The sequence below is a fragment of the Sphingomonas sp. AP4-R1 genome (assembly GCF_013113735.1).
Taxonomy (GTDB): domain Bacteria; phylum Pseudomonadota; class Alphaproteobacteria; order Sphingomonadales; family Sphingomonadaceae; genus Sphingomonas_I.
The window spans coordinates 1,653,707-1,667,237 of the sequence record NZ_CP053346.1 but is presented as its reverse complement, the minus strand read 5'-3'; the positions used below and the strand labels follow the sequence as shown (position 1 = coordinate 1,667,237).

The following is a 13,531-nucleotide window of genomic DNA, read 5'->3' as shown; positions in this document are numbered from 1 at the left end:
AAAACCGTTCGTCCTGAGCGAAGTCGAAGGACGGGCTTCAAACGACATCGCCTGGGGGCACGTCCTTCGACTTCGCTCAGGACGAACGAGGGGTATGTTGCTCGAAGGGCAGCCGGCCCGCTCATCCCAACCGGATGAGCGGGCGAACCGCTTATCCCTCGGCCTTCACCCGCGCGCCCCACAGCGCATAGGCCAGGGTCACGACCTCGCACGCCACGGTCAGGCCGAACGAGGCCTGCAGGCCGAAATGATCGGCCAGCAGCCCCTGCACGAACACGAGCGCGCCGCCGGCGATCGCCATGATCATCAGGCCCGAACCTTCCTCGGTCAGCGGGCCGAGGCCGCGGATCGCGAGCGTGAAGATCGTCGGGAACATGATCGAGTGGAACAGTCCGACCGAAATCAGCGCCCACATCGCGACATGGCCGCTGGAGGCCAGCACGATCAGCATCACGATCAGCGCGCCGGCCGCGAACACGGCCAGCACGTCTTCCGCGCGGAACTTCTGCATCACGGCCGAGCCGACGAAGCGGCCGACCATCATGCCGCCCCACAGCAGGGTCAGATACTTGCCGGCCTGCTCGTGGGTGAGGTCCGCAATCTGCGGCTGGCTGACGAAATTGACGAACAGATTGGCCACGCCGATCTCGGCCAGCAGATAGGCGACCATCGTCGGGATGCCGAGGACGAGCGCGCGATGCTTCCAGAGTGACAGGCTCTTGCGCGCTTCCTTGTCGACACGGCTGGTCGCGCCCTGCCCGATCGCCGGCAGCGGGAATCGGGCGATCACCACCGCGAGGATCAGCAGCACCACCGCGACGAGCAGATAGGGCAGCACCACCGAATGCGCGTCGGCCAGACGCTGCGCCTGCGTGAGCGCGGCGCCTTCCTTGGCGGTGCCGCTCACCGAACGGCCGAGGATCAGGTAGGCGCCGAACGCCGGGGCCAGCATCGTGCCCGCCGAATTCATCGCCTGCACCAGATTGAGGCGCGACGAGGCGGTTTCCGGCGCGCCGATCACGGCGACATAGGGATTGGCCGCCACCTGCAGCAACGTGATGCCGCTCGCGATCACGAACAGCATCACCAGCGTGACGCCATAGGACGGGATCGACGCCGCCAGGATCATGCCCAGCGCGCCCACCGCCATGATGCCGAGGCCGGCGACGAGCGACTTCTGGTAGCCGATCCGCTCGATCAGCTTGGCCGAGGGGATCGAGGCGAAGAAATAGGCGATGAACCACACGCTCTCGATCAGCGTCGTCTGCGTGTAGCTCAGGTCGAACACGCTGCGCAGATGCGGCAGCAGCGTATTGTTGATGACGGTGATGAAGCCCCACATGAAGAAGAGGCTGGCGAGCAGGCTCAGGGCCGGGCCGTAGCTTTTCTGCGGGCCGGACGATCCGGCTGGGTTCGCGGCCGGGGCGTTGATCGGGGCTGGCATTCGGTCCGTCTCCTTATCGGACGAGCGACTCCGCCTCCTCGCGGTTCGGCGCTTGTCCTGCACTAATTTGTCGGACTAGATAGCGGCGAGGGATGCGTCAACGGCGTCGTCAGGAGAGGAAATGCTGGGAAATGCTCGACTTCGGTCCATCTGTCTGGTGGCAGGTCTTATGACAGCCGCCCCCGCGATGGCAGCCGACATTCACCGCGAATCGGCCGGCACGCTGAAGGATGGCACGCCCATCGAGGCGATCACGCTGTCGAACGGCAAGGGCGTCTCCGCCCGCATCCTCACCTATGGCGCCACGCTGCAGGCGCTGAAGGGGCCCGATCGCGCGGGCAAGATCGCGGACGTGGTGCTCGGCTATGACGATGCCGCCACTTACGAGAGCAAGCCCAACTTCTTCGGCGTCACGGTCGGCCGCTATGCCAATCGCATCGCCGGTGGCCGCTTCTCGCTCGACGGCAAGACCTATGCGCTGCCGCTGAACGACAAGACCAATTCGCTCCACGGCGGCGGCCACGGCTTCGACAAGCAAACGTGGAAGGTGATCTCGGCCACGGGCGGCCCGGTCGCCAAGCTGGTGCTGGGGCTGGTGAGCCCGGACGGCGCCTCGGGCTATCCCGGCACGCTCGACGTGACCGTCACCTATTCGCTCGACGAGCAGAATGCGCTGACGATCGCGTTCGCGGCCAAGACCGACAAGCCGACCGTCATCAACATGACGAATCACGGCATCTTCAATCTGGCGGGCGAAGGCGCGCCGCAGGGCGCGACCGGCCATCTGCTGACGATCCCGGCCAAGGCCTACACGCCGGTCGATGCCACGCTGATTCCCACGGGCGAGTTGCGCCCCGTGGAAGGCACCGTCTTCGATTTCCGCCAGCAGCGCGTCGTGATGGACGGGATCCGCGACGGGCGCGACGAGCAGATCCGCTTCGGCCAGGGCTACGATCACAATTTCGCGCTGGACAAGGGCCTCACCGCGCAGCCCGGCCTCGCCGCCCGCTTGGAGGATCCGCAGTCCGGCCGCGTGCTGGAGATGTTCACCACCGAGCCCGGCGTGCAATTCTACACCGGCAATTTCCTCGACGGCACCTATCTCGGCAAGGGTGGTCATCTGTACCGGATGGGCGACGGCATCGCGCTGGAGCCGCAGAAATTTCCGAACGCGCCGAACCAGCCGAGCTTCGTTTCGGCCCGCGTCGATCCGGGCAAGCCCTATTCGCACGTGATGATCTACAAGCTCTCGGTGGCACCCGCCCGCTGACGCCTGGCTGGACTGAACCTTCCACCCAACTTCAACTCCGCTCGTGCTGAGCCTGTCGAAGCACCGTCCTTCTTCTCGGAACAACAGAAGGAAAGGACGGCTCTTCGACAGGCTCAGGGCGAACGGGACTAAAAAGCCGAACTCGCATCCGGGGGAGATGCCGCTCGTGAAGATGCCCGCCGCACTGTCGCTCTGCGCCCTTGCCGCCTGCCTCGTGCCGCCCATGGCGGCAAACGCAACACCGCCCGCCTATCACGCCGAGACATTCCGCTTCGATCCCGCCGCCATCCCCGATCCCGGTCGGGTGCTGGCCGTGCTGAACCATACGGCGGCGGCGCAGATCGATGCGCTGAAGGCCACGCCGATCGCGATCCCGCCCAATCGGGCGCGGGCCGTGACGGTCAACTGGATCTCCGCCACCTTCCTGATCGGCCTCGGCCGCCTCGCGCGGGAATCGGAGGCGGCGGGCGCCGGCGCCTATGCGCGCGACGTGGCCGAACATTATAATTTCGGGATGCTCGGCGCCTGGTCGCCCCACAATATGATGGACGCCGACAATATCGCGATCGGCGACGTCTATGAGGAACTCTATGCGCGCAGCGGCGAGGCGGGCGAGATCGCGCCGCTCCGCCAGCGGCTCGATTATCAACTCGCTCTGCTCCAGACGCCGCCTCCGCCGGGCAAGCTCGTCTGGTGGTGGTGCGATGCCCTGTTCATGGCGCCGCCCGTCTTCGCCCGCCTGTCCGCGCAGACCGGCGATCCCCGCTATCTGGCGGCGATGGATGCCCAGTGGTGGCATGTCTATGATCGGCTCTGGTCGCCCGAGCATAAGCTCGTCTTCCGCGACGAGCGCTTCCGTTCGCTGAAGACGCGCAACGGCCAGCCCCTGTTCTGGAGCCGGGGCAATGGCTGGGTCGCGGCCGGCCTCGCCCGCCTGCTGGACGTGATGCCGGCCGATCATCCGTCGCGCCCGCGCTACATCGCCGCCTTCAAGACGCTGATGGACAGCGTAAGCCGCCTCCAGCGCAAGGAGGACGGTCTCTGGACCGCCAGCCTGCTCGATCCGCAGGATCCTTCGGGCCCCGAGACGACCGGCGCCGCACTCTTCACCTATGCGATGGCGTGGGGCGTCAATCACGGCCTGCTCGATCGCAAAGCCTATCTGCCGCGCGCCGAGCGCGCCTGGTCGGGGCTGGCGGGCAAGGTGCAGCCGGACGGCCTGCTCGGCTTCGCCCAGCGCGCGGGCGACCAGCCCGTGCCCTCCGCGCCCGGCGATCATGCGCTCTACGGCACCGGCGCCTTCCTGCTGGCGGGCGTGGAGGTGATGAAACTCGGCCGCCCCGTCTCGGCCCTGCCCATCCCGGAGCCGAAGCGCGATCCCGCAGGCCCGGTGCGCCTGCCGATCGCGTTCCACGAAAAGCCCGTGGGTGCCACGCCCCAGCAACTGGCCGACTGGCAACGCGCGATGGCCGAGCGTCAGGCGATGATCGACCTCGCCTTCGATCCGCCTGCGGGGAAGTGACGGCGGACCGATACCGAAACGCCTCTCAACCCCGTGGCGGGAATCGCTCCCGATCGGACCCGATCCAAAACTAGGGGGTGACGCGGCCGCTTGGGATAGGCGATAGGGGATCCTGAAGAGTGGCCGAGGGGAGCCACACCGAGGGGATGTTTCGAGTGAAGCTGTCGGATCGCAGCGACCAGTCCGCCCCCGCGGCGACCGTGACGCGCCCCGCGCCCACCGGATCGGGCGCGCAGACGCTGGAGCGCGGGCTCGACATGCTCGAGCATATCGTCGGCCAGCGCACGCGCATGCCCGACCTCATCCGCCAGTCCGGCCTCTCCAAGACGACGACGTGGCGTCTCGTGCAGGCGCTGGCCGACCGGCGCTTCGTGTCCATCTCGGCCATGGGCGAGGTCCATGCCGGCCCCAAATTGCTCCAGCTGGGCGCGCGCGCGCAGGAGCAGACCGATCTGCTGATGATCGCGCGGCGCCACCTCGACGATCTCGCCGCCGAGACGGGTCACTCCGCCTTTCTCGGCCGGCGCGACGGCGATTTCTCGGTCCACCTCCATCGCAGCGCGGGCAACGAGCGCGTCGCCGTCACGACGACGCCCGGCACCCGCCGCCGCCTGGCGGATACCAGCCTCGGCAAGGCTCTGCTGCTGGATGCCAACGCCGCCGAACTGGAAGCGGCGTTGCGCGCGACCCAATCGGATCGCGACGTGGCCGAATGGGTCGCGGAGATGCAGCGCACCGCCGCGCAGGGCCATGTCCTGAACGTCGGCCCTCCGCCCGATCATATCCATGCGATCGCGGCGCCCGTGCGCGACGTCTCCGGCCGGATCGTGGCGGCGATCAGCATCGCGGGCGCGGGCATCTATCTCGGCCCCGACCGCATGCGCGAACTGGCCCCGGCGGTGAAGGCGACCGCCGAAGCGATCAGCCGCGCACTGGGCTGGACGGCAACAGTGCCAGAGAGCGGGACGCTGGGCTAAAATTCCGACGTCATGCTGAACTCGTTTCAGCATCCATGACCTGACCCGTCCGCTTGGCGCTACGGTCGGGTGATGGACCCTGAAACAAGTTCAGGGTGACGGTTATGAACTGTAGAACCCCCCCGCCCTGTGCGAAACGCCCGCATGCGGCTATGGGGCGCCGATCATGTCCACGCCCAGCCCAGCCGATTCCGGCGCGGCGATCGATGCCGATCTGCCGATCCGGGTCACCGCCCTCTATCGTTTCACGCCCTTCCCGGATCCGGAGGCGGTGCGCGGCCCGCTCGCGCTCGCCTGCTGTTCGCAGGGCGTGAAGGGCACGCTGCTGCTCGCGCACGAAGGGATCAACGGCACGATCGCGGGCACGGACGAGGCGATCGATCGGGTGCTGGCGCATATCCGCGCGCTGCCGGGCTGCGCCGATCTCGACGTGCGCGAGAGCCGCGCGCTGACGATGCCGTTCCACCGGATGAAGGTGCGCATCAAGCGCGAGATCGTGACGATGGGCCAGCCCGACATCGATCCGCTCGCCGATGTCGGCCATTATGTCGCGCCCGCCGACTGGAATGCGCTGATCGACCGTCCCGACACGATCCTGATCGACACGCGCAACGATTATGAGGTGGCGATCGGCACCTTCCAGGGCGCGATCGATCCCGAGACGCGCACCTTCCGCGACTTCCCCGACTGGTTCCGCGCTAGGCGGGACGAGCTGCTCGCGAACGGCCGCGCAGCCCCGAAGATCGCGATGTTCTGTACGGGCGGGATACGCTGCGAGAAGGCGACCGCCTTCGTGAAGGCCGAGGGGCTGGACGAGGTGTATCACCTGAAGGGCGGCATCCTCGCTTATCTGGAGCAGATTCCCGAAGAGCAGAGCCGCTGGGAAGGCGAATGCTTCGTGTTCGATCAGCGCGTGGCGGTGGGCCACGGCATGACGCTCGGCACGCACGAGCTTTGCCACGCCTGCATGCACCCGATCCGCCCCGAGGATCGCGCCTCGCCGCTTTATGCCGAGGGCGTCAGTTGCCCGGCCTGCCATGCCGATCGCACCGACGAACAGCGCGCCGGCTATGCCGAACGCCACCGCCAGACGAAACTGGCGATGGCGCGGGGGGCGGAGCATGTGGGGTCCACGCATCCGCCCAAGCGGGGTTAGGGCCGAACTCCGGAGCAAGGTTTCCGTGCTCCTGCTTTCGCAGGAGCACGGTCATTCAGCCCAGCCGTCCGAGCCGGTGGTAAAGGTTGTTGTACTTCACCGATTCCGGCGAATCCTCATTCGCCCGGATATAGGCCAGAACCGCCGTCTTCAGCAGATCGGCATCCTCGGTCGAGAAGACCGGCCGCGCGCGGGCGGGCTCGGGGCTCATCGGTTCGATCGTCATCTGGGTCGCCATCGTCTCTCTCCTTACGCGAACTGGTTCATCGTGTTGTGGACGCCGCCCGCCTTCAGCGCGGCCTCCCCGGCGAAATAATCCTTGTGATCGTCGCCGATGTCGGAGCCCGACATGTTCTGGTGACGCACGCAGGCGATGCCCTCGCGGATCTCCTTGCGCTGCACGCCGGCGACGTAACCCAGCATCCCCGCCTCGCCGAAATAGTCGCGGGCGAGATTGTCGGTGCTGAGCGCGGCCGTGTGATAGGTCGGCAGCGTGATCAGGTGGTGGAAGATGCCGGCGCGCGCGCTGGCCTCCTTCTGGAAGCACCGGATCCGCTCGTCCGCCTCGGCGGCCAGATCGGTCGTGTCGTAGATCACGCTCATCAGCGCGCCGCGCTCATAGGCGGACACGTCGCGCCCATCCTTCGCCCAGGCGTCATAGACCTGCTGGCGGAAGTTCAGCGTCCAGTTGAAGCTCGGCGAATTGTTGTAAACGAGCTTCGCGTTGGGCACGGCCTCGCGGATGCGATCGACCATCGAAGCGATCTGTTCGATGTGCGGCTTCTCCGTCTCGATCCACAGCAGATCGGCACCGTTGCGGAGCGACGTGATGCCATCCAGCACGCAGCGATCCGCGCCCGATCCGGCCTTGAACTGGAACAGGTTGGATGCGAGGCGCCTGGGGCGCATCAGCTTGCCGTCGCGCTCGATCACGACATCGCCGCGCAGCGACGAAAGATCGGCCACCTCCTCGCAATCGAGGAAGGCGTTATACTGGTCCCCCAGATCGCCCGCCTCGCGGCTGTAGGCGATCTGCTTGGTCAGGCCGGCACCCAGCGAGTCCGTCCGCGCGACGATGATGCCGTCCAGCACGCCCATTTCGAGGAACGCGTAACGGCAGGCACGGATCTTCGCGAGGAAGTCCTCATGCGGGACCGTGACCTTGCCGTCCTGATGACCGCACTGCTTTTCGTCCGAAACCTGATTCTCGATCTGGAGCGCGCAGGCGCCCGCCTCGATCATCTTCTTCGCCAGCAGATAGGTCGCCTCGGCATTGCCGAAGCCCGCATCGATATCCGCGATGATCGGCACGACATGCGTTTCATACGTGTCGATCGCGTCGATCAGGGTGCGTTCGCGCGCCGTGTCGCCCGTCGCGCGTGCCTCATCCAGTTCGCGGAACATCATGCCCAGCTCGCGCGCATCGGCCTGCTTCAGGAAGGTGTAGAGTTCCGCGATCAGCGCGGGAACGCTCGTCTTCTCGTGCATCGACTGATCGGGCAGCGGCCCGAATTCGGAGCGCAGGGCCGCGATCATCCAGCCCGAGAGATAGAGATATTTCCCCTTGGTGGAGCCGAAATGCTTCTTGATCGCGATCAGCTTCTGCTGGCCGATGAAGCCGTGCCAGCAACCGAGGCTCTGCGTGTAGGCGGCCGGATCCGCGTCATAGGCGGCCATGTCGGCGCGCATGATCGTCGCGGTGTGGCGCGCAATGTCCAGCCCGGTGCGGAAACGGTTCTGCAGCACCATCCGGGCGACCGCCTGCGGATCGATCCCGTCCCACGCGCCGCTCTGCTCGCGGATCAGCGTGGCGGTTTCACGGATCTGGCTCTGATAGGTCATCACTCACCTGCGGCTGTTGTTCGATGCGGCCGAGATGCGGCCCGCGCCCGAAGCGAACAAGGACGATGAGCGACGCTCTGTATGTGAACGACAATATCATTTTGTCATATCATGACAGACTGACAGGCCCGATGAGTGCCGGATATGTTCGCAAGTGCAGCAAACGGAAGCGGCCAGGCCCGTTTCGCAACCATTTCAACCCATCATTGGAATGTTTTTCCGGTTGCAGGAAAAACATTCCGATTTAAATAGCATCCTAATCATGTCCGAACGATACCAACTGGAAGCGGCCTATGCCCGCACGCTGCTGCCGTTATCGCGCAAGTGGCGGCAATTCGCCGATCGTGCGATGAGCGACATGGGCGTCTCGGCCGCCGGCGGCTGGGCGCTCGTGCAGGTCGGCCGGCTGGGGGACGATGTGCGCCAGTCCGATCTCGCCGCCCATCTCGACATCACCGGCCCCTCGCTGGTGCGCGTCGTGGATCAACTGGTGGATGCCGGCCTCGTCGAGCGGCGGCGCGATCCGGTGGATGCGCGCGTCAGCCGCGTGGGCTTCACGGAAAGCGGCCGCGCGCTCGCCACCCGGATCGAATCCGCGTTCGGCGAATTGCGGCGCGAGATCCTCGCCGACGTGACCGATACGGATCTGGCGACGGCGCTGCGCGTCGCCGAGCATCTCGAAGCCTGTTTCGCCCAGCCGCGGAGGCCCTGATGCTGGCGCGGTTCGGAGGGCAGGAAGCACTTTTCGCGGTAAAGTGCTTCGCGGCGGCGATGCTCGCTTATTATCTGTCGCTCCGCATCGGCCTGACCCGGCCGTTCTGGGCGGTCGCCACCTCCTATATCGTCGCGCAGCCGCTGGCGGGCGCGGTGCTGTCCAAGGCCGTGTTCCGCGTGCTGGGCACGGTGCTGGGCGCCGCCGCCGCCGTCGTGCTGGTGCCCCATCTCGTCAATGCGCCGGAATTGCTGGTGCTGGGTCTCGCGCTCTGGCTGGGCCTGTGCCTGTACATCTCGCTGCTCGATCGCACGCCGCGATCCTATGTGTTCCTGCTGGCGGGCTATACCGCGAGCATCATCGGTTTCCCCTCGGTCCAGACGCCCGACGCGATCTTCACCACCGCCGCTTTGCGCGTGCAGGAGATCACGATCGGCATCCTGTGCGGCAGTGTCATCCACGGCCTGATCCTGCCCCAGACCGTCACGGCCAAGCTGCTGGAACGCATCGACGCGATCCTGGCGGATGCCGAGCGCTGGTCGCGCGATTCGCTCGCCGGCGCCGCCGATCGCACGCTGGATCGTGATCGGCGCCGCCTCGCGCTCGACATCAACGAGTTGCACCAGCTCTCGATCCACCTGCCCTTCGACACCGCGCGCCTGCTTCCGCGCGTCCGCACCCTGCGCGCGCTGCAGGCCGAGCTGTCGATGCTGCTGCCGCTGGCCAGCGCGGTCGACGATCGCATCACCGAGCTGCTCCGCTCCAGCGAGGCACCCCGGCCGGAGGCGATGGTGTTGATCGAGGATATACGCGAATGGCTGCGCGTGCCGCCCCCGCCGGCCGAGCGTCAGACGACCGCCGATCACCTGATCGCCCGCGCCCGCGCGCTGGAGCCGCCCGTGGCCGAGCCGCTGATCTGGCGCGATGCGCTGCGCCTGAGCCTGCTCGCGCGGCTGGCCGAGCTGATCGACGCGCACCGCCACGCGCGCGATCTGCGGGATCAGATGAATTCGCCCTCGCGCGCGCCGGTTTCGCCGGGCATCCCGGCCTTGCTCGCGCGCAGCACGCGCCGCCCGCTGCATCAGGATCACGGCTTCGCGCTGCGCGCCGCCTTCGGCACCGTGGTGGCGATCCTGCTCGGCTGCACCTTCTGGATCGGCACCGCCTGGCCGGACGGCGCCGCCGGAGTCCTGCTCGCGGGCGTCTGTTGCGCGCTGTTCGGCAGCAGCGACGATCCCGCGCCCGCCATCCGCACCTTCTTTTACGGCACCGCGATCGGCACCGTGATCTCGGCCGTCTATGCGTTCGCGATCTTCCCGCGCGTGACCGATTTCGTGACGCTCGCCGCCGTGCTCGCGCCCACCGCGATCGCCGCCGGCGTGTATCTCTATCGGCCGCGGTCGATGCTGCTGGTGCTGGGTGGGATCATCGGCGGCCTCGGCACGATGGGGCTCGACGATCATTACAGCAGCACGTTCGATACGTTCCTCAACGGCGCGATCGCGCAGCTGCTCGGCGCCTTCTTCGCCTCGATCTCGGTGGGCCTGTTCCAGACGATCGGCGCGGATACAAGCGCGCGCCGCCTGATCCGGGCGGGCTGGCGTGAGCTGGCCGAGCGCGCGACCGAACCGGGCAAGCCCGATGCGCAGGGCTGGGTCGCGCGCATGCTGGACCGCATCGGCCTGCTCGCGCCGCGCCTGGCGCAGCAGGGCGAGGATCCCGGCAAGCCCCTGCTGGACGCGCTCGTCGATCTGCGCATCGGCGTGTCGGTGGGCGAGCTGCGCCAGCTGCGTCTGGAGGGCAATCCGCAGGAGGCCGCCGCGATCACGCCCGTGCTGGACGGGGTCGGCGCCCATTATCGCGCGCTGCGCCCCGATCGTCCCGCCCCGCCCGAGCCCGATCTGCTGGCCGACGTGGACGCCGCGATGGCCGTGATGGCGCATCGCGAGGCGCCCGATCGCCGCCGCGCGGGCGTCCTCGCCCTCACCTCGCTGCGCCGGAACCTGTTTCCGGCCGCCCCTGCCTACGGACTGGCCGCATGATCGGAGAGATTTCCATCGCGGGGGTCTTCCTGCCCTCCATCCTGCTCCTCGCGATCGGGGCGGCGATCATCACCATCCCGGTGGCGCTGCTGCTCTCCGCGCTCGGCCTGTATCGCTTCGTCGCCAATCGGCCGCTGGTCGAAGTCGCCCTGTTCATCCTCATCCTGGGACTTGTGTCCCTGCTTACCGGACCCTTTCTGTCATGAAGCCCCTGCTCGCCTCTCTCGGCCGTTCCCTCGTGACCCTCGTGGTCGTGCTGCTTGCCGTGCTGGTCGCGCTCTGGCTGTGGCGCCGGTATGAAGTCGATCCCTGGACGCGCGACGGCCATATCCGCGCCGATGTGGTGCGCGTGACGCCCGACGTGTCGGGCCTCGTCACGCAGGTCTTCGTGCGCGACAATCAGGCGGTGAAGCCGGGCGACCTGCTCTTCGTGGTCGATCGCCCCCGCTACAAGGCCGCGCTGGACGAGCAGCTCGCCGCGATCGCCAGCGCGCGCGCCACGCTCAACCAGGCCCGGCGCGAGGCGCAGCGCGATCTGGCTCTGGGCGATCTGGTGGCGAAGGAAACGCACGAGCAGAATGTCGCGCGCGTCGCCACCGCCAGCGCCGCGCTGGAGCAGGCCGAAAGCACGCGCGACACCGCCGAGCTGAACCTGTCGCGCACCGCCGTCCGCGCCACCGTCCACGGCACCGTCACCAATCTGGATCTCCACCCCGGCGACTATATCGGCGCGGGCACGCAGGCGCTGGCGCTGGTCGATACGGATTCGCTCCGCGTCGAGGGTTATTTCGAGGAAACCAAGCTGCCGCGCATCCGCATCGGCGATTCCGTGACGGTCCACCTGATGGGCGAGAAGCAGCCGTTGCACGGCCGCGTCGACAGCATCGCCGCCGGCATCAACGACAGCGAACGCAGCGACACCGCCAATCTGCTGCCGAACGTGAACCCCACCTTCAACTGGGTGCGCCTCGCGCAGCGCATTCCGGTGCGCGTGAAGCTGGATCATGTGCCGCCGGGCGTGGCGCTGATCGTCGGCCGCACCGCCACCGTCACGGTCGATTCCGGGATGAAGAGGTGATGCGCGCGCCCCTCGCCGCGGGTCTGGCCGCGAGCCTGCTCGCGATCACACTCGCTGGCTGCACCGCCGGGCCGAACTATAGGCTGCCCGAAAAGGCCGCCGTGAACCGCCCCTCCGCGCAAGGCCCCTTCGCCAGCGGCCACGAACAGGCGTTCGTCGATGCGCCTTTGCCCGATCATTGGTGGCAGCTCTACGGCGATGCCCGGCTGGACGGCTACGTCACCGAAGCGCTGGCCGCGAACACCGATCTGAAGGCGGCCGACGCCAATCTCCGCCTGGCCGACGCGGTCGTGCGCGAGGTGCAGGCGGGTCGCGCCGTCACCACCGACATCAGCGCCAGCACCAACGACGCGCGCCCCAGCGCCACGGGCGAGAAGCTGCCCGGCCGGATCAATTACGATATGGGCATCGCGCTCGCTTATCCGCTGGATCTGGCCGGCCGCATCCGCCGGGCGATCGAGGCGGCACAGGGCGATTCCGAGGCCACCGCCGCCGCGCGCGACAATGTGCGCGTCACGGTCGCGGCCGAGACGGCGCGCTCCTATGCCGCCGTCTGCACCGCCAATCTGGTGCTGGCCGCCAACAATCGCGTGCTGACGCTCCAGCGCCAGACGCTCGACGTCACGAAGCGTCTCCAGCGCGGTGGACGCGGCACCGCCTTCGACGTCACCCGCGCGCAGAGCGCGGTGGACCAGAGCGAGGCACTGATCCCCGGCACGATCGCCACGCGCACCGCCGCCCTCTATCGCCTCGCCACGTTGATGGGCCGCGCGCCCGCCGACTATCCGAAGGAGGCCGAGGGCTGCACGGCCGCGCCGATGATGAACCGGCCGCTCCCGATCGGAGACGGCGGCGCGATGCTGCGCCGCCGCCCCGACGTCCGCTCCGCCGAACGCGCGCTCGCCGCCGCCACCGCGCGCATCGGCGTCGCCACCGCCGATCTCTATCCGCAGGTGAGCCTCGGCGGCTCGACCGGCTTCACCGGGCCGATCTCGGCCTTCGGTTCGGGCAATCACTTCCGCCTCAGCGTCGGCCCGCTCATCACCTGGAGCTTCCCGAACCGTCCGGTGGTGCGCGCGCAGATCGCGCAGGCCGGCGCCAGCGCGGACGTGGCGCTCGCCCAGTTCGATTCCACCACGCTGGAGGCACTGCGCCAGACGGAAACCGCGCTGTCGGCCTATGCGCGCGAGGGCGATCACAATGCCGCGCTCGCCCGCGCCCGCACCAGCGCCGCCACGGCGGCCGATCAGGCCGGCAAGCTCTACCGCTTCGGCCGCACCGATTTCCTGTCGCTGCTGACCGCACAGGCATCGCTGGCCACCGCCGAGGTGACCCTCGCCGCCTCCAACGCGCAGCTGGTCGATGAGCAGGTCGACGTGTTCAAGGCGCTCGGCGGCGGCTGGCAGCAATAAGGCGTCGCGCCTTTACCTGCTCATGGCCCAAGCCGTGAAGAGACGGGATCAAAGCCCCTCCCCTTCAGGGGAGGGG

At 67.8% G+C, this 13,531-nt stretch carries 12 protein-coding genes; 9 read left to right on the top strand and 3 right to left on the bottom strand.

The genetic code is table 11. The features are described 5' to 3' along the window. Positions 1–151: 151 nt before the first annotated feature. Positions 152–1,444, bottom strand: a complete 1,293-nt coding sequence (locus HL653_RS07965; RefSeq protein ID WP_171744051.1) for a sugar MFS transporter — start codon at positions 1,442–1,444, stop codon at positions 152–154. A 169-nt stretch (positions 1,445–1,613) separates the two neighbouring features. Between HL653_RS07965 and HL653_RS07960 the strand changes: the two genes are divergently transcribed. The 4 genes from HL653_RS07960 to HL653_RS07945 all read left to right on the top strand — a co-directional run bounded on the left by HL653_RS07960 (position 1,614) and on the right by HL653_RS07945 (position 6,369). Then, the gene (locus HL653_RS07960; RefSeq protein ID WP_171744050.1) at positions 1,614–2,714 is read left to right on the top strand and encodes an aldose epimerase family protein; all 1,101 of its coding nucleotides are present in this window, start codon (positions 1,614–1,616) and stop codon (positions 2,712–2,714) included. Positions 2,715–2,886: 172 nt separating this feature from the next. Continuing rightward, positions 2,887–4,236 (top strand): glycoside hydrolase family 105 protein, encoded by a 1,350-nt coding sequence (locus HL653_RS07955; protein ID WP_253718012.1) that lies wholly within the window; start codon positions 2,887–2,889, stop codon positions 4,234–4,236. Between the two features lie 155 nt (positions 4,237–4,391). After that, positions 4,392–5,213, top strand: a complete 822-nt coding sequence (locus HL653_RS07950) for an IclR family transcriptional regulator (RefSeq protein WP_171744048.1) — start codon at positions 4,392–4,394, stop codon at positions 5,211–5,213. Positions 5,214–5,379: 166 nt separating this feature from the next. Then, on the top strand, positions 5,380–6,369 hold the full coding sequence (locus tag HL653_RS07945; protein ID WP_171744047.1) for a rhodanese-related sulfurtransferase: 990 nt from the start codon (positions 5,380–5,382) through the stop codon (positions 6,367–6,369). 55 nt (positions 6,370–6,424) lie between these two features. Here the strand turns inward: HL653_RS07945 and HL653_RS07940 are convergent, their stop codons facing one another. Together HL653_RS07940 and HL653_RS07935 are read right to left on the bottom strand one after the other, a co-directional pair. After that, positions 6,425–6,607: a hypothetical protein gene (locus HL653_RS07940; RefSeq protein ID WP_171742663.1), complete on the bottom strand. Its 183-nt coding sequence runs from the start codon at positions 6,605–6,607 to the stop codon at positions 6,425–6,427. Between the two features lie 11 nt (positions 6,608–6,618). Then, positions 6,619–8,211, bottom strand: coding sequence for an isocitrate lyase (locus HL653_RS07935; protein ID WP_171744046.1), 1,593 nt, complete (start codon positions 8,209–8,211; stop codon positions 6,619–6,621). Positions 8,212–8,473: 262 nt separating this feature from the next. On the opposite strand from HL653_RS07935, the gene HL653_RS07930 reads away from it, so the two are divergent. Genes HL653_RS07930 through HL653_RS07910 form a run of 5 tightly spaced genes read left to right on the top strand, consistent with a single transcriptional unit; the run spans position 8,474 to position 13,455 of the window. After that, positions 8,474–8,923, top strand: coding sequence for a MarR family winged helix-turn-helix transcriptional regulator (locus HL653_RS07930; protein ID WP_171744045.1), 450 nt, complete (start codon positions 8,474–8,476; stop codon positions 8,921–8,923). Then, positions 8,923–10,965 (top strand): FUSC family protein, encoded by a 2,043-nt coding sequence (locus tag HL653_RS07925; protein WP_171744044.1) that lies wholly within the window; start codon positions 8,923–8,925, stop codon positions 10,963–10,965. The genes HL653_RS07930 and HL653_RS07925 overlap by 1 nt, the downstream gene beginning before the upstream one ends. Further along, entirely contained in the window at positions 10,962–11,171 is a 210-nt protein-coding gene (locus HL653_RS07920; RefSeq protein WP_171744043.1) for a DUF1656 domain-containing protein, read from the top strand. Before HL653_RS07925 ends, HL653_RS07920 begins: the two co-directional genes overlap by 4 nt. Continuing rightward, positions 11,168–12,043, top strand: coding sequence for an efflux RND transporter periplasmic adaptor subunit (locus HL653_RS07915; RefSeq protein ID WP_171744042.1), 876 nt, complete (start codon positions 11,168–11,170; stop codon positions 12,041–12,043). Before HL653_RS07920 ends, HL653_RS07915 begins: the two co-directional genes overlap by 4 nt. After that, positions 12,043–13,455: an efflux transporter outer membrane subunit gene (locus HL653_RS07910; protein WP_171744041.1), complete on the top strand. Its 1,413-nt coding sequence runs from the start codon at positions 12,043–12,045 to the stop codon at positions 13,453–13,455. Before HL653_RS07915 ends, HL653_RS07910 begins: the two co-directional genes overlap by 1 nt. The last annotated feature ends 76 nt before the right edge of the window (positions 13,456–13,531 follow it).